Genomic DNA, 24,244 nt, shown 5'->3' with positions numbered 1-24,244 from the left:
TTCTTACAAACAGCCTTTTGATGAAAGCGGCCCATCGATCGATATCTTGGTGACCGCCATATGCAAGGCACGGCCAAAACCTTTAAAAATTGCCTCTATTATATGATGGCCATTTTCCCCATGCAAGAGGTCAATATGCAGAGTCAGACCAGCGTGCTGGGCCACAGCTCGAAAGAACTCCTTTGCTAATACAGTATCAAAGGCACCAATTTTTTGTTCATTGACTATAACCCCGTAATGGAGAAACGGTCGATTAGAAATATCGACAACCACCCGTACAAGTGTTTCATCCATAGGCAAGTAACAACTGCCATAACGAGCTATACCTCGTTTGTCCGATAAGACCTCGGCAATGGCCTTGCCAAGACAAATACCGATATCCTCAACAGAGTGATGATCATCCACTTCAGTATCGCCATTCGCTTTTATTACCAGGTCAAAAAAACCATGCACAGCAAAGAGGGTCAACATGTGATCGAGAAACGGCACGCCCGTTTTCACATTGTTTTCCCCGGTTCCATCGATGTTGCATTCCAACTCAATATCAGTTTCACCGGTTTTTCGTGAAATGACCGCCTTTCTAATTGTGTTCTGCCGTTGCATAATCATTTACCGGTAGAAATTGAGGAAGTTCTAATTCTTCTATTGATACGCCAAAGTACAAACGACCAATAGCCATTGCCCGACCCTTAAAAAAGGATCGCCCACCATGGTAACAGCATACCCGAAACAGCGGAAACCTTCTCTATTTTTTCGTGACAGCAGAGAAGAAAACAATTATATTGGAAAACTTAGCTCAATCGTTTTTTTAATTGACACCCAAAAGAAGAACTTGTATAAACACCCCAGTTTTGATACAGGATAACAAAACAAGCGGGAATAACTCAGTGGTAGAGTGCAACCTTGCCAAGGTTGAAGTCGCGAGTTCGAATCTCGTTTCCCGCTCCACTATAAAGTATAAAAGGTTCGACACTGTTCGGGCCTTTTTTTATTAAAAAAGATCGACCATCCGAGGGAAATAATGAAAACCTATCTTGCCCCTGTCAACGAGATCGAAAAGAAGTGGTACGTTGTCAATGCGGAGAACAAGGTTCTCGGCCGTCTGGCTTCTGAGATTGCCAATCGGCTGCGTGGTAAGCACAAGCCTACTTTTTCCAACTTTATTGACAATGGCGACTTCATTGTCGTCACCAATGCAGAAAAGATCGCCCTGACCGGTAATAAGCTTGCCGACAAAAAGTACTACCGTCACACCGGGTATATGGGTGGCCTGAAAGAAACCTCAGCCAAAGATCTCCTGGTAAAACACCCTACCGACTTGATCATGCACGCCGTGCGGGGAATGCTTCCAAAGAATAAACTTGGCCGTGCTCAGCTGAAAAAACTGAAGATTTACGCTGGAACCGATCATCCTCATGCAGCGCAGCAACCTGATGAATTAGATATTTAATCCTGGAGAAATACTTATGGCTCAAGATCGTTTTTATGCCACCGGAAAAAGAAAAAATGCCGTCGCCAGGGTTTGGCTTACCCCTGGAACCGGCAAGATGATAGTAAATGAGATGGAAGTTGATGCCTACTTTGGACAGATCTTCAAGAATCAACGAATTGTAAAGCCATTCAGGGTTACTGAAACCGCTGATCAGTATGATGTGGTCGCTACCTTGCGCGGCGGAGGGAAATCTGCTCAGGCTGATGCCTTGTGTCATGGTATCTCCAAGGCATTGCTCGAAACCAACCCGGAGAATCGCTTACCCCTGAAACAATCCGGCTTGATTACCAGAGATCCCCGTATGAAAGAGCGGAAAAAATACGGTCAAAAGGGCGCCCGGGCCAAGTTCCAGTTCTCGAAACGTTAGAATTTATCGAGACACTGCTTCGCTTTTCCGACTCGCTCAGCGGCGCGCAGAAATGTGTGCTCGCCCAAAGAGATTCATCTGGGGAATGACGGTTTTACTGTCATTCCCCTTTTTTTGTTTTCCCCTTATCGTGCACATTACCTTTTCCTAGGGAGAACTCCCATTATGATAAAAATTGGAATTATCGGGGCATCGGGATACACCGGTGCTGAACTCGCCAGGATACTCTGCAACCATCCTCATGTCACGATAAGCGTGGCAACCTCAAGGCAATATGCCGGACATCCACTTGCAGATATCTTTCACAACCTCCGAGGAAAGGTTGATGTGATCTGTGAAAACCTGTCTGTGGAAGAGGTGTGCCAAAAAGCCGATGTTTTCTTTACCGCAGTACCCCATAAAACGGCGATGGATTTGGTACCGAAATTTCTTGCCGCCGGCAAAAAAGTCATCGATCTTTCCGCCGACTTTCGCATACGTGACCTTGCTGTTTACGAACAGTGGTACCAACCGCACTCATCAAGTGAATTTTTACAGGAAGCGGTTTATGGCTTGCCAGAGCTCTATCGGCAAGACATCGCGGGTTGCCGACTCCTTGCCAACCCGGGTTGCTATCCCACCTCTATTATTCTTGGCCTTGCTCCATTGCTGAAGGCGGGAGTAATTCTACCGCAAACTATTATTGCCGACTCGAAATCCGGCACCTCGGGTGCCGGCCGAGCTGTTCAAACCGGCTCTCTCTTCTGCGAAGTCCATGATGGATTCAGGCCCTATAAAGTCGGCCGTGCGCATCGTCACACCCCGGAAATCGAGCAGGAGCTCAGCGTGCTCTCCGGACAACCGGTAAAAGTCACCTTCACCCCCCATCTCCTCCCCATATCTCGGGGGATTTTGAGCACTGTCTATGCCTCACTTGCTCGTGGTCTCACTGCCAAGGACATCACCGAAATCTATCGCAATCAATACAGCTCCGAGCCCTTTATTCGTTTATTGAAAGAAGATGATTTTCCAGCGACCCAATATGTCAGAGGCTCAAATTTCTGCGACATTTCATTTAAAATCGACCCGGCCACCGAGCGGATAATTGTAATGTCAACCATTGACAACATCGTCAAGGGTGCATCTGGCCAGGCTGTGCAGAACATGAATATCATGTGCGGATTTGCAGAAACTGACGGCCTTGGAATTGTACCATTCTTCCCGTGAGTAGCGCGGGTCCCAGTATACGTTCCGGTGATGTTTACGCACCACGGAATATAAAACTGTTGATCGCCTACGATGGCACCGACTATAGCGGTTGGCAACGTCAAAAGCATACCCGCACCATCCAGGGAGAAATAGAGCATCTTCTCGTTCGAATGACCGGTGAAGATGTGCTTTTAAATGGGGCAGGCCGTACTGATGCCGGCGTCCATGCAGATGGCATGGTCGCCCATTTCACAACCAACTCGCAAATATCCTGCGAAGAATTCCAGCGCGGCTTGAACGCAATGCTTCCCGGTGCCATCAGAATCCTGAGCACTGAAGTAGTTGCCGCCTCCTTCCATGCCCGATTTTCTGCTGTTGGCAAAGAATATCAGTACGAAATCTACACTGGCAAGATCCACCCGCCACGACTCCGTCTGCATACTCTGCACGTTACCTGCCCACTTGATCTCCCCGCCATAAAGCTTTGCCTGGCTAAGCTGCAAGGCACCCACGATTTTTCTTCCTTTGAAAACAGTGGGTCGCGTGACAAGGATGCGTCTGCCGGACGAGGAGCGGTTAGAACCATTCACATTGCCCGGCTCCTGGAAGAATCACCGGACCTCATTTTCCTGCAATTCAAAGGGGACGGTTTCCTTCGCAACATGATCCGTAATCTTGTCGGAACATTGCTTGAGGTAGGCAAAGGCAAGATAACTTCGGAGGAGTTTGCCATGGTTCTCGCGGCAAAAGACAGATCAACGGCAGGCCCCACGGCACCGGCCCATGGCCTCCATTTGAAGAAAGTACTGTATGAATAGCAGGTTTTGATTAGTGCGTCTTTTTTAGGGCTGAGTGTCTTGCTAAAAGAGACTGTAGCTTCCATGGCGAGGATAAGCATACCCTCGAATCGTCACAGATCGACATCACATCACAGAAAGCAAGAAATTCCGCAAGAGCATCGCTGATCACCAAGTCTTTTCTTTGTATAATTTTCAACTGCCGGCGCATATCCAAGCCTTCGATTTTCAATCCCTTTAACCATCCGTTTTCAGCTTCCCGACAGATGCACAAAGCAGAGAGGCACGTTATACCAGCTCCAGATTCAACCGCCCTTTTTACCGCCTCAGGGTGGCCCATTTCCATCACCACATGGACTTCATCCATATATTTTCCAAATTTTTCCCGAATAGTCGCTGCGGTACCGGAACCCTTTTCTCGCATAATCCATTTCTTCCCTTTGAGATCTTTAGTAATATCAAACATCTCATTGTGAGCAAGTGGATCAGTTGGTCCACAAAGAACGAGCAGCTCATCTTCAAACCAAGGGCGGAACAGAATCTCTTCGCGACCAGAAAGTGGACCTTCAACGAAACCAATATCCATTTCCTTATCAAAAACCATCTGCTCTGCATGTCTTGTGTTATATACCAGCATATTGACGTGAACATTCGGATGAACCCTTTTGAAGGCCCCAATAAGGTACGGTAGGATATAGTTTCCTAAGGTAGTGCTAGCCACAACCTCTATACATCCGTCAAGTTTATCATTACGTTCCGACATGACCGTTTCAATATTTCCAACCTGGCAGATAATATCTTTAGAAAGGGGCAAAAGAAATCTTCCTCTGGCATTCAGCAGCAAACTTCGGCCGTGCCTGTCAAAAAGCGAGCCTCCAAGCTGATTTTCCAACTCAGCCAAAGCCATACTTACAGCAGACTGGGTAACAAAAAGTTTCTTACTTGCTTTTGTTACTTGCGCAGTTTCAGCAACTGCGATAAATATTTCAAGCTGTCTCAAAGTGATCGACATAGCGTGACTCCAAACACCAATTAATGATTTTTTTGTCTACCTTCGTTGTGAAATAATTTTTACAACCTCTGGCACTATAGCATTTGTTAGTATATTAACAAGCTCCTTTTTTAATCAAGTATTTCGAGGCAATAGCTGGACAAGACAGTAAAATAATTACAAATTCTAATGTGTGAATTTGTTATTGACACACCTGTTACAATTATTTAAGTTATGCGCCGGATCAATAAAATTGAAGTGCATTGCTCGTCATTGTAGTAAATTCACAACATCATCACTGCCGATGTTGTCACTTAGGGGAGTTCACTATGGAAAACCAGTTCAATACTTTTCTTTACCTGGAGCATGTTCTGTGGATTGCTTCGTTCACATTAGGCGGACTTGCTTTTGCACTCGGTCCAATTGCCATTGTCTATCTGTTCATGCCCCGAAAAACCAGGCAGTTAAGTAATAAAGCCAGCCAGTTTATTGAGTGTGGCATGGATCCCATTGGCGACAGCTGGATTCGCTATGGGGTGGTTTTCTATCTGTATGCCCTGATCTTTCTAGCCTTTGATGTTGATGTGCTTTTCCTCTTTCCTGTTGCCATTGCTTTTAATGACGCACTTTTTGCGTCTTCTATCCGTGATTTTGTGGAAATAGTCCTTTTTGTCGGTATACTGTCACTCGCATTAGTTTATGCATGGATTAAGGGAGTATTTAAGTGGGAACGCAAGACATTCCTTCGTCAGTAGTACAATTTGCCCTGGCAGACAAACTTATCAACATTGGCAGGGTCAATTCTTTCTGGCCCCTAACCTTTGGTATCGCCTGCTGTGCTATCGAAATGATGGCAACCGGCTGCGCCCGTTTCGACATGTCACGGTTCGGAGCTGAGGTTTTCCGTCCTTCTGCCCGGCAAAGCGACGTTATGATCGTCGCCGGCACTATCACCAAAAAAATGATGCCGGGCATTAAGACGCTCTATGATCAAATGCCCGAACCGAAATGGGTTATGGCACTTGGCAACTGCGCCATTTCCGGCGGGCCTTTTGCTTTTGAGGGGCAATACAGCATTATCTTAGGTGCTGATCAGTTTCTGCCTGTCGACGTGTACATCCCTGGATGTCCGCCTCGCCCAGAAGCACTTTTGCAAGGAATTATAGAACTCGAGCATCTGGTTTCCGGTTGGAAAAGATGGAAAAACCCTGAAGCTGCTTAGTTTTCAAGCGGCTTGCCAACAAAACCATTACCATTGATGAGGATTTTTACGAGTCTCCCTTGGAGCATAAGAAAATGATTTGTGAAAAATTGAAATCGACTCTGCAGAGTCTCTTTCCTGCGATTGAACCGGTACCAACCCCTGCACCACCCCCCGAAGACGAACAGGGTGCCAAGACCAAAACACCAACTCCGCCTCGTGAAAATGGGTTGATGGAACGTGATTATTCCATACATGGCTATCATTTGGATGCCCAGGTATCCACCGCTCAATTAGTTGAAGCGGTTACTATTCTTGACGATGCTGAATTCTTTTTAGAAAGCATAACTGGTGTGGACTGGATTGCCGACAATCAGTTAGAGGTCGTCTACGATTTTTGCCGTTATGACTTTGACCTATGCCGTGTGGTAATTCGTACGAGAGTTGATCGCAAAGCTCCAGTTGTTCCTACCATAACAGGGGTGTATGCGGGTGCAAACTGGCATGAGCGTGAAACCCATGATTTCTTTGGAATCAAATTTTCTGGCCATCCCCATCTCATTCCTCTCCTCCTTCCGGAAGATGCAGATTTTCACCCTCTTTTAAAGGATTTCAAGGCATGAATTCTCCCATAGTGCTCCAACCGGACGAGACCTTCATTCTTAATGTTGGCCCGCAACATCCCGCGACTCACGGTGTTTTGCGAGTCAAGATGGAAATGAACGGAGAATATATTGTTAACGCCGAAACAGTCATTGGATACATCCACCGTATGCATGAGAAAATGGGCGAGCTGAAGACCTATCCGCAGTTCCTCATGAACCTCAGCCGCATGGACTACCTCGGAGCGCTTGGCTACAGCCATGGACATGTCTTGCTTATCGAAAAGGCGTCCGGAATTGTCGTTCCCGAACGGGCCGAATATATCAGGGCGATCATGGTCGAATTGAACCGCATTGCCTCACACCTTTTCTGGTTCGGTGCCTTTGTCATGGACCTTGGGGGATTTAGCCCTTTAATGTACGCATTGCAGGATCGCGAACATATCCTTGACATGCTTGAGGCAGTGACCGGATCGCGCCTGACATATTGCTATTTCCGTTTTGGTGGATTGTATAATGATGTTGATGACGATTTTATATCGGCCGCCAGGCGCTTCATTCCTCGCATGCGCAAGTCTCTTGCCAAATACCATAAGTTGGTTACGGGAAATATTATCTTCCGGAAGAGGCTTGAAGGTATTGCCCCTCTCAGTAAAGAAATGTGCAGAAAATACGGCGCATCAAGCGCTGTTGCCAGAGGATCCGGCATCAACTTTGATGTGCGCAAAAATGAGCCGTATTCTGTATACCCGGAGTTTGATTTTGATGTTCCCGTTTATCATGAGGGTGATTCTCTGGCCCGCTATATGGTGCGCATGGCTGAAATCGAACAGTCGCTGCGTATTGTCGAACAGGGCCTCGACAAACTGCCCGGCGGTCCGATTATGCCGGAGAAAAAACCAAAAATTATCAAACCGCCAGCTGGTGATTACTACCAGGCGGTAGAAACAGCTCGGGGGAGCTTCGGTGTCCGTCTGGTCAGTGATGGAGGGAAGAACCCGTATCGCTTAAAGCTGCGCTCGCCAACATACTCTAACATGCATCTGTTTGATGAGGCCTGCCGAGGTATGATGATTATGGATGCATTGGCATTTATGGGAAGTCTTGATCTGGTTATTCCGGAAATAGACAGGTAATAAGGATAGAACTATGAGCTTAACTCTACTGAATGTCATTGTGGCGGTTATTCTGGCCATTGCCTTCGCAGCCCTCAATGCAGCATACCTGGTTTGGGCCGAACGAAGAGGTGCGGCGCGCATCCAGAGGCGTCCTGGGCCAAACATCAACGGACCCTTTGGCCTGCTCCAACCGCCTCTTGATGGCATTAAATTGATGGCCAAACAGCTGACCATTCCCGGCGGTGCAGATAAAATAATGTTTATAGCTGCTCCGGTGCTGGCGATGTTTCCGGCAATCATGAGCTTTGTGACGATCCCATTCAGTGATTCAGTGGTTGCCAAGAACATGAATGTTGGCGTGCTGATGATTTTTGCTTTCGCCTCCATGGGCAGCATGTCGTTATTGTACGCCGGCTGGAGCTCACGGAATAAATATTCGATGATGTCTTCCGTTCGCGCGGTTTCCCAGGCTGTAGCTTATGAGATCCCAATGCTTATCACCACTATCACCGTGGTTATGATTGCCGGCTCGACGGATCTCATGGAAATTGTGCAACAGCAAAGCGCCTCCATCCTGCACTGGAATATTTTCCCTCTGCTCGGCAACTCTCATAATATCTTAATGCCGGCCTCTTTTCTTATCTTCTTCATATGCACACTTGCCGAAACAAATCGGGCTCCCTTTGATCTTGGCGAAGCCGAGAGCGAGCTCGTCGCCGGTTTTCATACTGAATACGGCAGCATGGGCTTTGGTCTTTTCTTCATGGGGGAATATGCCAATATCGTCGTCGGCTCCTGTATGACCACCATCCTCTTCCTCGGCGGATGGTCCTGTCCCTTTGGGCTCTTCCCGGGAATTTGGTGGTTTATCTTAAAATTGTACCTGCTGATCGCAACTTTTATTTGGATTCGCTGGACATTTCCTCGCACGACCATTTACGGCCTTTTGAATCTCAGCTGGAAAATTCTTATTCCGGTTTCCCTGTTCAACCTGCTGCTTACTGCAGGATTAATTAAGGTATTTTGAGATGGTTGCTTATTTTTCGGAGATTTTCAATGGCTTGATGAGCCTGTTCATTGGTATGGGGATCACCTTCAAGGAATTCTTCAAACCGACGGTTACCGTGTCATACCCATATGAAACGCTGACAATGTCTGCAAAGTACCGGGGACATATTGAGCTCGTCGAAGATGAGGAGGGCAATCCCCAGTGTGTGGTATGTGGTTTATGTGAGAAGGCCTGCCCTTCAGATTGCATATCTCTTGCCGGGGAGAAACCAGAAGGTGGGAAGAAGAAGGTTCTCACCAAGTATCAGCTCGATTTCACCAAGTGCTCACTCTGCGGATCCTGTGTGGAATCGTGTACTTTCGGTGCCATTGACTTTTCCAAAGATTACAACCTGGCAAGCACCAAAAAAGAAGATTTCTATTTTGATCTTCTGAAACGTCTGGAGGATAGGCATAAATGAATCCATCTGCTCTTACTTCCCCGGCTCTTTTCAGCGTCGAAGGCCTGGTTGGAATAGTTTTCTTAATAATGGTGGCAATTACCCTGATCGGTGGCCTGATTGCCTGCAACTCCGAAAGACTTGTCCGCTCGGTAGCAGGGCTGGTTGTTTGCTTCATTGGTGTTGCCGCGCTCTACTTCTTCCTCAACTCCCCTTTCGTATCAATGATGCAAATCCTCATTTATGTGGGCGCGGTGGCGGTAACCATTTCATTTGCTATCATGCTTGCAGCTCCTGAAGAAAAAAAGAAGGTTGGGCCTTCCAGTGTTCTTGCCGGACCTTTAGGCTTCTCGACCGCTGCCCTTTGTACCGGAGGATTTACCGTCCTTGCTCTTAAAACGGAATGGCCGGTACATCAGAAAATTACTGACGGATCGATGAAAAGCATCGGCTTGCAGCTTTTGACAGAATATTCAATGGTGTTTGAGCTTATCTCTATTGTTCTACTTGTGGCAATCATCGGAGCTCTTGTAATAGCCCGGCAAGGGAGGGAAAACTAATGTCTTTGTTTGGATTATACAATGACTTGAATACCTACTTGGTAATCGGTGCGATGCTTTTCGGCATGGGATTATATGGCATTGTTACTCGTCGAACCCTGATCGGCATGCTTATCGCTGCGGAATTGATCCTCGCCGGTGCCTCAGTTAACTTCATGGCATTCAACAGATTTACTGCACCGGATCCAGTTGCTGGACAAATTTTCACCTTGTTCATTATGGCAATTGCTGCTGCAGAAGCAGCCATTGGATTAAGCATTATCATTGCTGTCTACGGGCACTTCAAATCTATCGACGCGGAAGACACCGCGAAACTTAAAGGTTAGTCATGGAGCCATTGGGAATGGATTATAAATTGCTTTTAGCTCTGCTCATCCCTCTCGTCGGTACTTTGGGAGTAATGCTGAAGGGTGACAAGGAAAACATCAGAGAGGCGATTTCTTCTGTCTCGTCCATCCTGCTTTTACTGGTCGTAGGTTCGATGGTTCCAGCCGTTTGGAATGGCAAGACATTGATCTTTAAAATGTTCACCATTTTGCCGGGAGTGTCCGTTACTCTGCGTGCCGACTCGATGTCGATGATTTTTGCCCTTGTCGCGTCATCGCTTTGGACTATAGCGGTCTTTTACTCTATGGGGTATATGCGCGGCCTCAAGGAACATGCCCAGACTCGCTTTAATGCCTGTTTCGCCCTGGCTATATTCGGGGCTATTGGAGTTGCCTTTTCCGACAACCTTTTTACCATGTACCTCTTTTATGAGATCGTCTCGGTGTGCACCTACCCGCTGGTTGCCCATCATCAGGATGATGAGGGGTACAATGGTGGTCGAAAATATCTGGTGTATCTGACCGCGACCGCCAAGGCATTTCTCCTGCCGGCTATGATTTTGATTTATGTGCTGACGGGAACCCTGGATTTTGCCCCGAACATCTCAACCGGCATTTTCCCCCAAAGTGTGAACTCTACTTTGGTGATAATGCTCTATATTTTCTGTATATTCGGGTTTGCTAAGAATGGTATAATGCCCTTTCATCATTGGTTACCGGGGGCAATGGTTGCTCCAACCCCGGTTTCAGCCTTGCTTCACGCGGTGGCAGTTGTCAAGGTTGGTGTCTTCTGCACTACGAGGGTTATGCTGTACGTTTTCGGCACCGATACCATGCATGCATTAAACCTCGGAATACCGACTGCCTATTTTGTTGGTTTTACCGTAATTGCTGCTTCAGTAATCGCGCTTTCGAAAGATAACCTGAAATCGCGGCTTGCTTATTCAACGGTCAGCCAGCTGTCTTATATCGTCATGGGTGTGGCCCTCCTTACCGAGCCTGGTATTCAAGGCGGTTTGATTCATATTGTTAACCATGCCTTTTCGAAGATCACCCTGTTCTTTTGCGCCGGTGCTATCTATGTGGCAACTCACAAGAAACTTATCTCGGAAATGGAAGGGCTCGGCAAGACTATGCCTTTTACTTTCGGCGCCTTTGCCATTGCCTCTCTCAGCATGATTGGCGCACCGCCCGTTGCCGGCTTTATTACCAAATGGAATTTACTGGTTGGCTCGGTTCAGGCACATCAAATCGGCATACTTCTCATTCTTATCGCCAGCACCATGCTCAATGCCGCATATTTCGCCCCTATAACCTACAAGGCATTTTTTGGCAAACGCCCGGAAAACGAACCGTACACCGGCATTAAAGAAGCTCCTTTAGCGATGCTTATTCCAATTCTCATCGCCTGCGCTATCTCAATAATTATAGGTATTTACCCTGATTTTATGATGCATTTTGTAAAGGTGGTAACAGGATGATTACTCAATTAATAGATTACCTCAATGAAAGGCTGAAAACCGTGAAAATTCTCGGCATGATAGCTGTCGCGATCATGCTGGTCTGGACGATTCTTGGTGCCGATTCCAGCCATGCGCACACCTGGATGGAAAAATATATCCCAGGTTTCTGGGCGATTTTCACACTCATTTCCTGTTGTGTACTGATCATCTTCGCCAGGTTGTTTGGAAAATGTGGAATACAGACCCGTGAGGATTACTATGACAAGTAGTTTTATTCATCCGGCCCTGATCTTGATATTTGGCGCCATTTTGCTGCCATGCATCAAAGAGCCCTTTCGTAAGCTCTATCTCTGCTGTGTACCGATTTTGACGTTTTTGGATGTCCTGTATCTCAACTGGAATCCAGGTGTGTACGGCGTAGTCCCTTTCATGGATCATTGGACTCTCACCTTTGGGCGGGTCGATAAACTATCGATTATATTCGGTTTTATAATGTCTCTCATGGCAATCATCGGGACAGTATATGGCCTTCATGTAAGAGATAACTGGCAACACATTGCAGCGTGGTTTTATGTCGCCGGCAGTCTTGGTGTTATCTACAGCGGTGATTACCTTGTTCTCTTTCTTTTCTGGGAAATCATGGCCTTTGCCTCTACCTTCCTTATCTGGTTCAACAAGGATGAGGGGGCCTTGGCCGCAGGTTACCGCTACCTGTTAGTTCACACCTTTGGCGGTGTTCTCCTCCTGCTTGGCTTTGTCCTGCGCTACCAGGTAACCGGCGATCTTTCCTTTGTTCATCTTGAGGAACAAAACACGCAACTATATACATGGCTTATCATGGCTGGACTTATGCTCAATGCTGCCGTTCCGCCACTTCATTCATGGCTTCCAGACGCTTACAGCAAGGCAACGGTTACTGGCGCAGTTTTCATGTGTGCTTTCACTACCAAAACCGCAGTCTACACCCTTGCCCGGGCATTTGCCGGTTTTGATGTACTTATTGTTCTTGGCGTTGTCATGGCAATATACGGGATTATTTATGCAATGCTGGAAAATGATATCCGCAAATTGCTTGGCTGGGAAATTGTTAGTCAAGTTGGCTACATGGTTGCTGGTGTCGGAATTGGAACAGCACTGGCTATCAATGGTACCTGTGCGCACGCTTTCGCCCATATCCTTTACAAGGGGCTCCTTTTCATGGCCGCTGGCGCGATTATTCACAGTACCGGAAAAAGCAAATTTACTGAACTAGGCGGACTTTATAGAAGAATGCCCAACACCTTATTTTTTATGGTGATTGGGGGGATTTCAGTCTCCGCCTTCCCATTCTTTTCGGGCTTTGTTTCGAAGTCGATGATTATTTCGGCAAGTTTTGAGTCCCACCTTTATGTTGCTGGTTTCTTACTGACCCTCGTCTCAATCGGTACCTTCCTCGTTGCCGGACTCCGACTGCCCTATTTGATATTCTTTGGCGAAGATCGTTGCTCCGTCGAGACACGAGAAAAGGCTTCGGATCCACCTTGGAATATGCACATGGCCATGGCCATGGCTGCCTTTTTGTGTTTGCTTGTCGGATCCTACCTGCCGTTCCTTTATAACATGCTCCCCAACACCGAGGTAGCCTACCACCCCTACGGATCATATCATCTCAGCGAAACTTTGCAGATCCTCGCGTTTACCGCGATTGCTTTCATTTTTCTTAAAGATAAACTTGGTGCCAAGGCGACCATCAGTTTGGATCTGGATTGGTTCTATCGTTTTGCCGGCCGGGGCTTTCTCTGGCTCGCTCAGAACCCCATCCAATGGGTGGACAATGCATGGGGATGCGCATACCGAGTTGTCGGTCTTTATTCGTTAATGGTTACCGCAAAATTCTGGTCATGGTTTGACTGGCATGGAATCGATGGTGTCGTTGACGGCACTGCCCACTGTGTACAGGCTTTTGGGCGCAGAATTTCCGGTGTTTTGCAGAAAGGGCATATCCAGCAGACAATCTTTTATTCGATAACCTTTGCTGCTATTCTACTCGTTTCCTATGTCTGCCTCTAAACCCTATTGAACTCAAGGATTACTGGTAATGGATCAACTATTGATTAACTCCGGCTTCCCTATTCTAAGTGTGCTGATATTTCTGCCACTGGCAGGAACCCTGCTGCTTCTGTTTATTAAACAGGAAGAAGTGTGCCGCTATTATACGCTTGCTATCACCAGTTTTGTCGCTCTGCTGTCATTACGATTAGTTTTTGATTTTGACAAAACTACCAGCAAATTCCAATTTGCGGAGAAACATGCTTGGATCGACTCATTTAACATTAACTATATCGTTGGTGTTGATGGCATTTCCATCCTCCTGATTCTTCTGACTACTCTTATCATGCCATTTTGTGTCCTGGCATCCTGGTCCTATATCAAGACCCGCGTACAAACCTTTATGGCCTGTCTTCTGATTATGGAAACGGCGATGATCGGCGTCTTTGTGGCCCTTGATTTTGTTCTCTTTTACATACTCTGGGAAGCGATGCTGATCCCCATGTATATGCTTATTGGGATTTGGGGCGGTCCAAGGAAGATTTATGCCTCCATAAAATTTTTCCTATATACCCTTGCCGGATCAATTCTCCTTCTGGTTGGAATTATCTGGCTCTATTCAGCCAATAATTTCAGCTTCTTTATCCCGGACATGATGTGGAAGGATTATCCCATTACAGCCCAACTCTATCTGTTCCTTGCCTTCTTTCTTGCTTTTGCCATCAAGGTACCGATGTTTCCCTTCCATACCTGGTTACCCGCTGCCCATGTCGAGGCACCGACCGCCGGCTCAGTAATTCTTGCAAGCATTTTGCTGAAGATGGGTACCTACGGTTTTCTCCGGTTTGCCTTGCCCATAACCCCGGAGGCAACCATAATTCTCATGCCCTACGTCCTCTGGCTGTCAATCGCCGGAATCATTTACGGTGGTTTCACGGCACTCGCCCAAAGTGACATGAAAAAGCTGATCGCCTACTCTTCGGTCGGTCACATGGGTTTTGTTACATTGGGTATTTTTGTTTTAAATGTTCAGGGAATAGAGGGCGCTATCCTGCAGATGGTCAACCATGGTATAACCACCGGTGCGCTGTTTCTCTGTGTTGGCATGATCTATGAGAGAACCCACAGTAGAGAGCTTCGTTCAGCGACCGGTGTCGGCAAATACATGCCGATATATATCACCTTTCTGGCCTTTTTCTCACTGTCGTCATTTGGTTTTCCAGGAACGAATAGCTTCGTTGGCGAGTTCATGATAATCGCCGGTGCCTTCTCATTTGACACCGCTCTGCAGCAATTTCCCTATTTAGCCCTCGCCTCGATCCCCGGAGCGGTTCTGGCTGCTGCGTATATGCTGCGCATGCTCCAGAAAATTATTTGGGGCGGCACAAATAACCCTGATCAATCCTGGATTACTGATCTGAATAGCCGTGAAATAGTAGTACTTGCACCGTTTCTCTTCTTTGTTTTCTGGATCGGCCTTGGACCGCAGCCCTTCATCGACTTGATCCATACAAGCGTAACCCAGCTTCTTCAACAGTTTGATGCACATCAAGCACAATCAGCAGTTGCAGCCGCCGGATCGATTTTTCAATAAGAGTATAACCAACAACGACCGCGTAAGGGTAATACAATGCTATTTCTCCCCGAATTGACATTATTAGGAGTCAGCCTGGTTTTTTTCTGTCTTAGTTTGAGTAAACCAAACAGTACTAAGATTAAAAACGTGGCTATTACTTTATCCGCCCTTGTTGTACTCGTCACCCTGGCTTGTCTGCAAAGTGAAGGAGAACTCTTTTACCAGGCTTATAGAGTCGATTTCTTTTCTCAACTCTTTAAATTTATTATCGCACTTACAACCCTAATAGTTCTTGTTTTTAGCGATCGGCTCGCTGGTGTTGCCGAGAAAGTACAGTCTGAATATTATCTTTTTATGTTTGTGGCGGTATTAGGACTGATGATGCTTGTGTCCAGTGTTGAGCTTCTCGCAATCTTCGTGTCATTGGAGCTTTCTTCTTTTTCAGTCTATATCATGGTACCGATGCGTAAAAATGCATCCGCTTCGGGTGCCCAGGCGGAAGCAGGTATTAAATATTTGCTCTTTGGGGTTATGGCCACCGGATTTATGCTCTTTGGTATGAGCTATCTCTTTGGTATTACCGGATCAACACATCTTTCCGTAATAATTGAAAAGCTCAGCCTTGCTTACACCCAGCCTGCTGCCTTGGTCGCCATTGCTCTTGTTCTTTCGGGTTTTTTCTACAAGCTGGCACTCTTTCCCTTTCACTTTTGGGTTCCGGATGTCTATGAAGGCGCGGCCAATGAAACAACCTCCTTTATTGCAGCTGTCCCGAAGTTGGCTGCTGTGGCCCTCTTAGTCCGCACCATGACCCTCATCAGCGCCGAACGGGAAGTGATTGTTAATATCCTGGTTCTTTGCGCCCTACTCTCCATGTTTTACGGTAACCTCTCCGCCCTCGTGCAAAAGGATGCCAAGCGCCTTCTTGGATTCTCAGGTATTGCCCACGCCGGCTTCGTACTGGTTGGTTTGCTCACCCTTGATGACACCGGATATGCCACTGCGATTTATTACATTATTGGATACGCCTTTATGAATCTTGCCTGTTTTCTGGTGATTTGTAGCGTTTCTAAACAGGGAGGTAATGTCGCAATAGAGGATCTTACAGGCTTACACAAACGTAACCCTCTGCTTGCCATCACCCTGACTATTGGGCTTTTTGCCTTGGCCGGCATCCCACCATTCGTTGGTTTTTCTGGTAAATTTCTCCTACTTCTGGGTGCATTCAAACAAGGCCATCTCCTCTTGGTTGTTCTTGCCGCTTTGAACACCGCAATCGCTATCTATTATTACTTATCCATAGTAAGGGTCACTTTTTGTACGGACAGTGAGGACAGAGGGCAGGTTGCCTCTAGCCGGGTGAATACTCTGCTATCTGTTTTCCTTATCGTGGTAATTATTGCCATGGGTGTTATGCCAAATAAATTTCTTGAAATTACTACGATAGCAGTTCAAGCGGTTATGTGATTGTCCACCGGTTTTTCACATAATTCCCCGGCAATACTGATGCAACCGTAAATATTTGTCGGACTCCTCGCTATTTAGTACCGCAAGCCTTCATGAATAGCTCTTGACATGGTTTTTTTTCTGCGGTATAGGCATGGACTGAACATTCACTCCCCTTCCTCTGGTCATCAAATCGGTAGTACTTATGAGTAACTCGAATATTGACAAGCGTACAGCTATTCTCAAAGCCGCCATGGATCTAATCGCTGAGAATGGCTTTCATGGCTCTCCGACAGCAATGATCGCCACGAAAGCAGGTGTCGGTACTGGGACTATTTACCGGTATTTCGCTGATAAAGACCAGCTGATCAAGGAGGTCTTCCATGATATCGAAACACGGTTAAATAAGGTCCTAATGGAGGACTACCCGACCGATCAATCGATTCGCCAGCGTCTCGACCATTATTACACGAGCCTCATCAGTTTTTTTATTTCTAATCCCTTGGAATTTAAATTTCTTGGCCAATTTTATGATTCACCTTACGGCGTTGCTCTCCGTCGCGACAAAATCTTTGCGCGAACCGATCACGATAATGGCAACGAAACGATTAAAGACCTTTTTGAACAAGGTATTGCCGCAGGAGTAATCAAAGACCTGCCTATTGTCCTTTTGTTTGCCTTTTTTATCGGCAGCCTCATTTCAGTTACTCGCGACCATATATTCGGATTTATAGAACTTGACGAACCTATGATGCAGCGGATGTCTGATGCCTGTTGGGATGCGATAAAACAATAACCTTTCATCCATTTTGGCCGTCTTGGTCTTGTACTTTTAAGGATGTGTACCTATGGAAACTCATACAAATAAATTCTTGTCATCGGTGCTTGCCGTTACAGTGGGGCTTTTCCTCTTTTCTTGCAAGGACTCCAAACAAACCCCTCCCCCCAGTCAATCAGGCGCGGCGGTATTTGAAGTCAATACCATCACAGTTACTTCAAACCCAACTTCTCTTACTGTTGAACTACCAGGGCGAACAGCAGCCTACCGGATCGCTGAGGTTCGGCCACAAGTGAGCGGCATCGTTCAGAAACGTTTGTTCACCGAAGGCAGTGTTGTAAAAGCCGGAGAGTTATTATATCAGATTGATGCGGCGACCTACCAGGCAACACTGGCCAGCGCCGAAGCCGCATTGGCGAAGTCTGAAGCGGTGGAATATTCAGCCAGGTTGCGATCTACCCGGTACATGACCCTTGCTCGCAACAAAGCGGTAAGTGAGCAGGAACAAATAGACACCGAAGCCAGCTGGAAACAGACTTTAGCAGAGGTGGCAGCAGCGAAGGCTGCCGTGCAAAATGCCAAAATCAATCTCGAGTATACCCGTGTGGTGGCACCGATTGCCGGTCGCATTGGCAAATCTCTCGTTTCCGAAGGAGCCCTCGTCACAGCACAGCAGGCAACCGCCCTTGCAACCATTCAGCAAGTCGATCGTCTCTATGTCGATGTCAGCCAATCTTCCAACGAACTCATGGAACTGAAAAGAAAGCTTTTATCAAAAACCATCGAAAGGGCTGAAATTGCCAAAACCGAGGTCAGAGTCGTCCTTGACGATAATTCGGTTTACAGTGAACCCGGTGTCCTTGAGTTTTCTGATGTTTCAGTTGATCAATCAACGGGTACCGTGACCATACGTGCAATCATCGATAACCCGAAACATGAACTGCTGCCAGGCATGTTCGTCCGCGCCAGGCTGACATCTGATCAACCCCTCAAAACTATCCTGGTTCCACAATCCAGTATTGTCCGCAATAACCGGGGACAGGCCATGGTTATGCTGGTGAACAGCCAGTCGATTGTCGAAGCTCGTCTGGTTGAAACCGGACAAAATGTCGAAGATCAGATCGTGATAACAAAGGGTCTGGTGGATGGCGAGCAACTCATCACCGCTGGTCTACAAAAAATCAAAGCAGGAGCACCGGTGAAGGTTGTCACGGCCGTATCTGATTCCCAGGCGCAATCATCACCGGCTGGACAGTCCCCTGCAAAGAAGGTGGAATAAGCTATGGCTAGATTTTTCATCGATCGCCCTATTTTTGCGTGGGTTATCGCCATTGTTATAATGCTCGCTGGAGCCCTTTCGGTTACCAAGCTGCCGGTATCCCAATATCCGGAAATCGCCCCGCCATCGGTTCGAATAACCACCAAATATCCCGGCGCTTCCGCTCAAACCATTGAGAACAGTGTTACCCAGATCATCGAACAGAGCATGTCCGGTCTGGACCATTTTCTCTATATGAAATCGGAAAGCTCCTCCTCGGGCAATGTCACGATCACCTTATCTTTTGAGGCCGGAACCAATCCCGATATCGCTCAGGTACAGGTACAGAACAAGCTGCAACAGGCCATGGCACTCCTGCCGCAAGAGGTGCAGCAGGAAGGCATTCAGGTCAACAAGTCAAATTCAACCTTTTTGATGATCGTTGGTTTGATTTCCACTGACGGCAGTATGGTCAATTTTGACCTGGGCGATTATATGGTCACCACCCTGCGTGACCCACTCAGCAGGACACCCGGAGTCGGCAGTATACAGGTCTTCGGCAGCCAGTATGCCATGCGTATATGGCTTGATCCCAACAAACTGCAGAGTTACCAGTTGACACCAAGTGATATTGCCAGTGCTATTAAAGCCCAGAACCATCAAGTTGCTGTCGGCAATCTTGGCGGCGCTCCCTCTGTCGCCGGTCAGCAGGTCAGTGCCACAATGATGGCCAAGACCATGATGAGCTCCCCGGAGGAATTTTCCGAGATCCTTCTCAAGGTCAAACCTGATGGCGCCCAGATTCGCTTAAAGGACGTCGCTCGGGTCGAGATTGGTGCCGAAAATTACTCTGCAATCAGCACGTTTAATAATCAACCTGCTGCCGGTATGGCGATTATGCTTGCCACCGGAGCCAATGCCTTGGCCACTGCCGAAGCGGTGAAGGCGAAAATCGCCCAGCTCGAACCCTACTTCCCAGCAGGGGTAAAAGTAGTGTATCCATATGATACCACAACATTTATCAAAATATCGATCCAGGAGGTAGTGAAAACCCTTATTGAGGCAATCATCCTGGTTTTTCTGGTCATGTACCTTTTCCTCCAGAATTTCCGGGCAACCCTCATCCCCACCATCGCAGTGCCCGTTGTCCTGCTCGGCACATTTGGTGTTATGGCAGTGTTTGGTTACTCGATCAACACCATGACCATGTTCGGCCTGGTGCTTGCCATCGGCCTTCTCGTCGACGATGCCATTGTCGTTGTTGAAAATGTCGAACGAATCATGGCCGAAGAAGGCCTTTCGCCCCTGGAAGCGACTCGCAAGTCCATGGACCAGATCACCGGTGCCCTTGTCGGGATTGCCCTGGTTCTCTCCGCTGTCTTTGTACCGATGGCCTTCATAGGTGGTTCCACCGGGGCTATTTATCGGCAGTTCTCGCTGACTATCGTTTCCGCCATGATTCTTTCTGTACTTGTGGCTTTAATCCTTACCCCTGCCCTCTGCGCTACCCTTCTAAAACCGGTTCATAAAGGGGAACACCTGCAAAAGCGCGGCTTCTTCGGCTGGTTCAACCGTTTTTTTGAGCGAAATGCCGACAGGTATCGAGGTGGTGTTACCTATGTCCTTAAGAGAACTGGTAGATTTACTATTGTCTATCTCCTGTTGATCGGTGGTATGACCTTCTTTTTCACCAAACTGCCGACCTCCTTTATCCCTGAGGAAGACCAAGGTGTCTTCCTCACCATGGTACAGCTCCCCGCCGGCGCCACCTTGGAACGCACCCAAAAGGTTTTGAATACGGTTCGAGACCACTACCTCACCAAGGAAGCCGCCAATGTAAAATCCGCCTTTGCCGTTGCCGGTTTTAGTTTTGCCGGACAGAGTCAAAACATTGGTATGGTCTTTGCTCAATTGCGGGATTGGAAAGAACGACCTGAGCCCCAACAATCGGTAAAGGCAATTATCGGCCGGGCTATGGGCAGCTTTTCGCAGATTAAGGAGGCAATGGTTTTCGCCTTTAATATCCCGGCTATCCCAGCCCTCGGATCCTCTACCGGCTTCAACTTTTTCCTTCAGGATCGTGGAGGCTTGGGGCACGAAAAACTCCTCGAGGCGCGAAATCAACTGCTGGGCATGGCCGCCAAAAACCCAGAACTCACCCGGGTCAGACCCAACGGCATGGAGGATACCCCCCAGTACAACGTCGATATCGATTATGAAAAGGCCATGGCCCAGGGTGTTGGCATTGCTGATCTCAACGCCACTCTTTCCATCGCCTGGGGCTCAAGTTATGTAAATGACTTCCTGCATCAGGGTCGGGTAAAGAAGGTGTACCTGCAGGCTGATGCCCCCTTCCGCATGCAGCCAGAGGATCTTGGTCTGTGGTATGTCCGTAACACCAAAGGAGCAATGGTTCCCTTTTCAACCTTCACTAAAGGCAAGTGGACCTACGGTTCGCCGCGGCTTGAGCGCTATAACGGTAATCCAGCCTTTGAGATCGTCGGCGAGGCCGCACCTGGCAAATCCAGTGGTTATGCCATGCAGTTGATCGATCAAATGGTCGCGAAGTTGCCAGTCGGTATCGGCTACGAATGGACTGGGGCATCTTTCCAGGAAGTCCAGGCCGGTACCCAGGCTCCAGGCCTGTACGCCATTTCATTGCTGGTGGTTTTTCTGTCGCTTGCCGCCCTTTATGAAAGCTGGTCTGTCCCCTTCTCGGTCATGCTGGCGGTACCCATTGGTGTCCTCGGCGCCCTGCTCGCCACCTATACCCGGGGGCTTGAGAATGACGTGTATTTTCAGGTCGGTCTATTGACCACTATCGGACTTTCAGCGAAAAACGCCATCCTCATCGTAGAGTTCGCCAAAAGGCGTTATGATAAGGGCAAAGATCTGGTTGAGGCCACCGTCAAGGCCTGCAGGCAACGTCTTCGTCCCATTTTGATGACCTCCCTTGCCTTCATGCTTGGCGTTCTCCCTCTCGCCATCAGCACCGGCGCCGGTGTCAACAGCCGACACGCCATTGGCACCGGTGTTTTAGGCGGCATGCTGTCTGCGACCGCTCTCGCCATCTTTTTTATTCCGCTGTTTTTTGTTGTGGTGATCCGGCTGTTTACCAGGCGTCGCGGTAAGATTCCTGCTACGACAATTGCTGCAGAGTGATGATGAGACCTCCTCAAGGAGAATGCAGTCACTAAACTGCATTCTCCTGAGCCAGGCCTTTACGAGGTACTAGGGCTAAATTCCTTAACCAGTTGTCATGATGTGAAAGAAAGAAACATTCTCTATCTCGACCACAGTCTCCTGATCGGCAGCGGTGGGGTCCGCCATGTTTACCGCCATCCACACAGTGACGACCGGTGCATCAAGATCATCCATAACCCGAGGAGACAACGTTCCGTCAAACGGGAAATCAGGTATCTGCGCCGATACGAGCGTCAGGGCAAACCCTTTGAGCACCTCACCCGTTTCCATGGCTGGTGCTCAACCAATCTTGGACGCGGCGCCATCTTCGATCTGATTTGTGACCATACCGGATCTTGCTCGCAACCCCTCTCCATGCATGCTACCGGCCAGGCGTCGCCATGCCTTGCACCTGAAGAAATCTTTCATCTCCTGCAAGCACTGCTGCAACACCTTCTTTCTCACCAGATCATTATCTGCGACCCGGCCCCGCACAACCTGGTTGTCCAGTATCCTTTTCCGGGAAAGCCGAAACTGGTGATCATTGACGGCATCGGCAACCCCCATTTCATTAAACTGGCCGACCATCTGCGCTCCTTCGCCCATCAGTTGATCAAGAAAAAGTGGCGATACTATGTCGAAACCAACCCCTTATTGGCACAGGCCTTTGCAAGCCAAAAACAACGCAACGCCACTGAGAATACGCCTTAATATTTGAACCGGCCAATTATGGCGTTGAGTTTTCCCGCCAACTGCCGAAGTTCGTCGGCACTTTTCTCAATATTCCGGCTGTTGTTCGAGATTTCACCGGCCGAGCTGTTCACGTCGGCAATCTCCCGGCTAATCTGTTCAATGACTGCCGTACCCTGGGCAATATTGACATTAACCTCTCCGATACCGTCCGAGGCCTGGGTAACGCTGTTGGATATCTCATTTGTGGCCACCGATTGTTCTTCGATAGCAGTTGCGATAGTAACAATTATTTCATTAATATTATTGATAATTGACGCGATTGATTCAATCTCGGCAATGGTTTCCACGGTCGTTCCCTGCACACCTTCAATCTTGCCCTTAATTTCGGCAGTGGCGGCAGCTGTCTGACGAGCCAATTCCTTGATTTCGTTGGCAACTACAGCAAAACCCTTGCCTGCCTCGCCAGCTCTTGCCGCCTCAATGGTGGCATTGAGGGCCAATAGATTGGTCTGTTCGGAAATTTCGGTAATCGTCTCGGTTACGGCGCTGATGGCATTGGCTGCCTTGCCCAAATCAGCCATCTTGCCCGAAGCGGCGGATGCCTGCTGTACGGCTGCTGACGATATAGCCCGCGCCTTCTCGGAGTTCTGAGCGATTTCGTTGATAGTTGCCGCCATCTCCTCCACGGCCGCGGCCATCATCGTGGTATTGCTCGTCGTCTCTTCCATGGTCGTCGCGACCGTCTGCATATTCGCCGTCATCTCTTCAGACGCCGAGGCCACACTGCTGGCTTTGCCGGAGGTAGCACCGGCATTCTCGGCCAAATTTGAAGCAATACCCAAAAGTTTTCCGGATGACTCGTTAACTACCTTGGCGTTGATGGCAATCTCACTGACCATCCCCTGAAGCTTACCTAGGAAAATGTTAAACCACCGTGACAACTCACCCACCTCATCCTTGCTCTGGGCCGGCAGGCTCTTGGTAAGATCGCCTTCCCCTTCTGCAATGTCTTTGAGGCTTGCCATGGCAGCATTGATCGGATGGGAAATTGAAAAGCCGATAATCCCTGCCAGGACCACCCCAAGTACAATACCAACACCGATGGTGACCAAGAGCACAGTCATTGCCAGGCGGTAGGTATCGGTGGCCTCTTTACTGGCTTTTTCAGCATTGGTAAGACTCAGTTCCGTCAGGACATTGAGCTGCTCGCGCATCTGTTCGAATTTGCTGCTTGCCTCACCGAGGGTCAGGTCAATGGCCTTCTTTCGGGCTTCGTCGGTATTTTTTTGCAGCTCGTCTAGGACCTTGCGGGAGGTGGCTGTCCAATCGGTCCTTGCCTGGTCATAAATCGATATGACTTTTTTCTCTTCTTCGGTAGAGGCGAGTGCCTTAAATTTATTCCAGCGTTCATCGGACTGTTGATAATTTTTAGTATACTCGCCGACAAAGCCTTTATACTTCTCCGATGCCGGATCGATAAAGACCATCGATCTCTCCGCCACCAGTAATTGCTGGAGATCACGGTCAGCTTCAATGAGAAAGTCAATGCTGGGCAGACGAACCAGAAAGATATTGTCGAGCCTCTCCTTGATCTGCTTCATCCCACGATAGGAGGAAAAGCCGATAACGACCATAATGACAACGAGGGTTGCAAAGCCGCAGAGTATCTTGGTCCTGATCCTGAGATTTCGAAGAAATTGCATACATTCACCTTCAGATTAGCGTTGTC

General features: G+C 48.1%; 24 protein-coding genes and 1 tRNA gene. 22 read left to right on the top strand and 3 right to left on the bottom strand.

The features are described 5' to 3' along the window. Positions 1 to 3: 3 nt before the first annotated feature. On the bottom strand, positions 4 to 585 hold the full coding sequence (hisB, locus tag OEL83_20375; protein MDK9709401.1) for an imidazoleglycerol-phosphate dehydratase HisB: 582 nt from the start codon (positions 583 to 585) through the stop codon (positions 4 to 6). Positions 586 to 873: 288 nt separating this feature from the next. Between hisB and OEL83_20370 the strand changes: the two genes are divergently transcribed. The 5 genes from OEL83_20370 (at position 874) to truA (ending at position 3,865) form a co-directional block, all read left to right on the top strand. After that, a tRNA-Gly gene (locus OEL83_20370) sits at positions 874 to 948 on the top strand. Positions 949 to 1,018: 70 nt separating this feature from the next. Next, positions 1,019 to 1,450 (top strand): 50S ribosomal protein L13, encoded by a 432-nt coding sequence (gene rplM / locus OEL83_20365; protein ID MDK9709400.1) that lies wholly within the window; start codon positions 1,019 to 1,021, stop codon positions 1,448 to 1,450. A gap of 16 nt (positions 1,451 to 1,466) precedes the next feature. Continuing rightward, a complete protein-coding gene (rpsI, locus tag OEL83_20360; protein MDK9709399.1) occupies positions 1,467 to 1,859 on the top strand; it encodes a 30S ribosomal protein S9 in 393 nt (130 codons plus the stop codon). A gap of 165 nt (positions 1,860 to 2,024) precedes the next feature. Beyond that, the gene (gene argC / locus OEL83_20355) at positions 2,025 to 3,065 is read left to right on the top strand and encodes an N-acetyl-gamma-glutamyl-phosphate reductase (GenBank protein MDK9709398.1); all 1,041 of its coding nucleotides are present in this window, start codon (positions 2,025 to 2,027) and stop codon (positions 3,063 to 3,065) included. Then, a complete protein-coding gene (gene truA, locus OEL83_20350) occupies positions 3,062 to 3,865 on the top strand; it encodes a tRNA pseudouridine(38-40) synthase TruA (GenBank protein ID MDK9709397.1) in 804 nt (267 codons plus the stop codon). The genes argC and truA overlap by 4 nt, the downstream gene beginning before the upstream one ends. Positions 3,866 to 3,875: 10 nt before the next feature. Here the strand turns inward: truA and OEL83_20345 are convergent, their stop codons facing one another. Further along, complete coding sequence (locus tag OEL83_20345; GenBank protein MDK9709396.1) at positions 3,876 to 4,856, bottom strand: LysR substrate-binding domain-containing protein; 981 nt, start codon at positions 4,854 to 4,856, stop codon at positions 3,876 to 3,878. 308 nt (positions 4,857 to 5,164) lie between these two features. Between OEL83_20345 and OEL83_20340 the strand changes: the two genes are divergently transcribed. The 17 genes from OEL83_20340 to OEL83_20260 all read left to right on the top strand — a co-directional run bounded on the left by OEL83_20340 (position 5,165) and on the right by OEL83_20260 (position 22,533). Next, on the top strand, positions 5,165 to 5,590 hold the full coding sequence (locus OEL83_20340; GenBank protein MDK9709395.1) for an NADH-quinone oxidoreductase subunit A: 426 nt from the start codon (positions 5,165 to 5,167) through the stop codon (positions 5,588 to 5,590). Next, positions 5,575 to 6,057, top strand: coding sequence for an NADH-quinone oxidoreductase subunit NuoB (gene nuoB, locus OEL83_20335; GenBank protein MDK9709394.1), 483 nt, complete (start codon positions 5,575 to 5,577; stop codon positions 6,055 to 6,057). Before OEL83_20340 ends, nuoB begins: the two co-directional genes overlap by 16 nt. A gap of 74 nt (positions 6,058 to 6,131) precedes the next feature. Then, positions 6,132 to 6,659, top strand: coding sequence for an NADH-quinone oxidoreductase subunit C (locus OEL83_20330; GenBank protein ID MDK9709393.1), 528 nt, complete (start codon positions 6,132 to 6,134; stop codon positions 6,657 to 6,659). Beyond that, entirely contained in the window at positions 6,656 to 7,774 is a 1,119-nt protein-coding gene (locus OEL83_20325) for an NADH-quinone oxidoreductase subunit D (protein MDK9709392.1), read from the top strand. Before OEL83_20330 ends, OEL83_20325 begins: the two co-directional genes overlap by 4 nt. A gap of 13 nt (positions 7,775 to 7,787) precedes the next feature. Beyond that, on the top strand, positions 7,788 to 8,783 hold the full coding sequence (nuoH, locus tag OEL83_20320; GenBank protein ID MDK9709391.1) for an NADH-quinone oxidoreductase subunit NuoH: 996 nt from the start codon (positions 7,788 to 7,790) through the stop codon (positions 8,781 to 8,783). Between the two features lie 37 nt (positions 8,784 to 8,820). Continuing rightward, complete coding sequence (locus OEL83_20315) at positions 8,821 to 9,225, top strand: NADH-quinone oxidoreductase subunit I (protein MDK9709390.1); 405 nt, start codon at positions 8,821 to 8,823, stop codon at positions 9,223 to 9,225. A gap of 68 nt (positions 9,226 to 9,293) precedes the next feature. Then, complete coding sequence (locus OEL83_20310) at positions 9,294 to 9,764, top strand: NADH-quinone oxidoreductase subunit J (GenBank protein ID MDK9709389.1); 471 nt, start codon at positions 9,294 to 9,296, stop codon at positions 9,762 to 9,764. Beyond that, positions 9,764 to 10,090 carry an NADH-quinone oxidoreductase subunit NuoK gene (gene nuoK / locus OEL83_20305; GenBank protein ID MDK9709388.1) on the top strand — a complete coding sequence of 109 codons (327 nt, stop codon included), beginning with the start codon at positions 9,764 to 9,766 and terminating at the stop codon, positions 10,088 to 10,090. The genes OEL83_20310 and nuoK overlap by 1 nt, the downstream gene beginning before the upstream one ends. A 17-nt stretch (positions 10,091 to 10,107) precedes the next feature. Then, on the top strand, positions 10,108 to 11,571 hold the full coding sequence (locus OEL83_20300; protein MDK9709387.1) for a monovalent cation/H+ antiporter subunit D family protein: 1,464 nt from the start codon (positions 10,108 to 10,110) through the stop codon (positions 11,569 to 11,571). After that, positions 11,568 to 11,822, top strand: a complete 255-nt coding sequence (locus OEL83_20295; GenBank protein ID MDK9709386.1) for a hypothetical protein — start codon at positions 11,568 to 11,570, stop codon at positions 11,820 to 11,822. Before OEL83_20300 ends, OEL83_20295 begins: the two co-directional genes overlap by 4 nt. Beyond that, positions 11,785 to 13,602 carry a Na(+)/H(+) antiporter subunit D gene (locus tag OEL83_20290; protein MDK9709385.1) on the top strand — a complete coding sequence of 606 codons (1,818 nt, stop codon included), beginning with the start codon at positions 11,785 to 11,787 and terminating at the stop codon, positions 13,600 to 13,602. Before OEL83_20295 ends, OEL83_20290 begins: the two co-directional genes overlap by 38 nt. A 28-nt stretch (positions 13,603 to 13,630) precedes the next feature. After that, positions 13,631 to 15,175: an NADH-quinone oxidoreductase subunit M gene (locus tag OEL83_20285; protein ID MDK9709384.1), complete on the top strand. Its 1,545-nt coding sequence runs from the start codon at positions 13,631 to 13,633 to the stop codon at positions 15,173 to 15,175. Between the two features lie 36 nt (positions 15,176 to 15,211). Then, the gene (locus tag OEL83_20280) at positions 15,212 to 16,624 is read left to right on the top strand and encodes an NADH-quinone oxidoreductase subunit N (GenBank protein ID MDK9709383.1); all 1,413 of its coding nucleotides are present in this window, start codon (positions 15,212 to 15,214) and stop codon (positions 16,622 to 16,624) included. 184 nt (positions 16,625 to 16,808) lie between these two features. Then, on the top strand, positions 16,809 to 17,399 hold the full coding sequence (locus OEL83_20275; protein ID MDK9709382.1) for a TetR/AcrR family transcriptional regulator: 591 nt from the start codon (positions 16,809 to 16,811) through the stop codon (positions 17,397 to 17,399). Between the two features lie 85 nt (positions 17,400 to 17,484). Continuing rightward, the gene (locus tag OEL83_20270; protein MDK9709381.1) at positions 17,485 to 18,660 is read left to right on the top strand and encodes an efflux RND transporter periplasmic adaptor subunit; all 1,176 of its coding nucleotides are present in this window, start codon (positions 17,485 to 17,487) and stop codon (positions 18,658 to 18,660) included. Between the two features lie 3 nt (positions 18,661 to 18,663). Further along, complete coding sequence (locus tag OEL83_20265; GenBank protein ID MDK9709380.1) at positions 18,664 to 21,801, top strand: efflux RND transporter permease subunit; 3,138 nt, start codon at positions 18,664 to 18,666, stop codon at positions 21,799 to 21,801. A 102-nt stretch (positions 21,802 to 21,903) separates the two neighbouring features. Then, positions 21,904 to 22,533: a YrbL family protein gene (locus OEL83_20260; GenBank protein MDK9709379.1), complete on the top strand. Its 630-nt coding sequence runs from the start codon at positions 21,904 to 21,906 to the stop codon at positions 22,531 to 22,533. Here OEL83_20260 and OEL83_20255 read toward each other — a convergent pair. Continuing rightward, on the bottom strand, positions 22,530 to 24,218 hold the full coding sequence (locus OEL83_20255) for a methyl-accepting chemotaxis protein (protein MDK9709378.1): 1,689 nt from the start codon (positions 24,216 to 24,218) through the stop codon (positions 22,530 to 22,532). The genes OEL83_20260 and OEL83_20255 overlap by 4 nt on opposite strands. Positions 24,219 to 24,244 lie beyond the last annotated feature (26 nt).

Source organism: Desulforhopalus sp., assembly GCA_030247675.1.
Taxonomy (GTDB): Bacteria; Desulfobacterota; Desulfobulbia; order Desulfobulbales; family Desulfocapsaceae; genus Desulforhopalus_A.
Note: the sequence above shows the minus strand (reverse complement) of the source record. Positions and strands in the feature narration are given on the sequence as shown.

Excerpts from the sequence above, each read along its gene's own strand:
- rpsI (MDK9709399.1), top strand. The coding sequence starts at position 1,467 with ATGGCTCAAGATCGTTTTTATGCCACCGGAAAAAGAAAAAATGCCGTC.
- argC (MDK9709398.1), top strand. The coding sequence starts at position 2,025 with ATGATAAAAATTGGAATTATCGGGGCATCGGGATACACCGGTGCTGAA.
- OEL83_20345 (MDK9709396.1), bottom strand. The coding sequence starts at position 4,856 with ATGTCGATCACTTTGAGACAGCTTGAAATATTTATCGCAGTTGCTGAA.
- OEL83_20340 (MDK9709395.1), top strand. The coding sequence starts at position 5,165 with ATGGAAAACCAGTTCAATACTTTTCTTTACCTGGAGCATGTTCTGTGG.
- OEL83_20330 (MDK9709393.1), top strand. The coding sequence starts at position 6,132 with ATGATTTGTGAAAAATTGAAATCGACTCTGCAGAGTCTCTTTCCTGCG.
- OEL83_20325 (MDK9709392.1), top strand. The coding sequence starts at position 6,656 with ATGAATTCTCCCATAGTGCTCCAACCGGACGAGACCTTCATTCTTAAT.
- nuoH (MDK9709391.1), top strand. The coding sequence starts at position 7,788 with ATGAGCTTAACTCTACTGAATGTCATTGTGGCGGTTATTCTGGCCATT.
- OEL83_20315 (MDK9709390.1), top strand. The coding sequence starts at position 8,821 with ATGAGCCTGTTCATTGGTATGGGGATCACCTTCAAGGAATTCTTCAAA.
- OEL83_20310 (MDK9709389.1), top strand. The coding sequence starts at position 9,294 with ATGGTGGCAATTACCCTGATCGGTGGCCTGATTGCCTGCAACTCCGAA.
- nuoK (MDK9709388.1), top strand. The coding sequence starts at position 9,764 with ATGTCTTTGTTTGGATTATACAATGACTTGAATACCTACTTGGTAATC.
- OEL83_20300 (MDK9709387.1), top strand. The coding sequence starts at position 10,108 with ATGGATTATAAATTGCTTTTAGCTCTGCTCATCCCTCTCGTCGGTACT.
- OEL83_20295 (MDK9709386.1), top strand. The coding sequence starts at position 11,568 with ATGATTACTCAATTAATAGATTACCTCAATGAAAGGCTGAAAACCGTG.
- OEL83_20285 (MDK9709384.1), top strand. The coding sequence starts at position 13,631 with ATGGATCAACTATTGATTAACTCCGGCTTCCCTATTCTAAGTGTGCTG.
- OEL83_20280 (MDK9709383.1), top strand. The coding sequence starts at position 15,212 with ATGCTATTTCTCCCCGAATTGACATTATTAGGAGTCAGCCTGGTTTTT.
- OEL83_20275 (MDK9709382.1), top strand. The coding sequence starts at position 16,809 with ATGAGTAACTCGAATATTGACAAGCGTACAGCTATTCTCAAAGCCGCC.
- OEL83_20265 (MDK9709380.1), top strand. The coding sequence starts at position 18,664 with ATGGCTAGATTTTTCATCGATCGCCCTATTTTTGCGTGGGTTATCGCC.
- OEL83_20255 (MDK9709378.1), bottom strand. The coding sequence starts at position 24,218 with ATGCAATTTCTTCGAAATCTCAGGATCAGGACCAAGATACTCTGCGGC.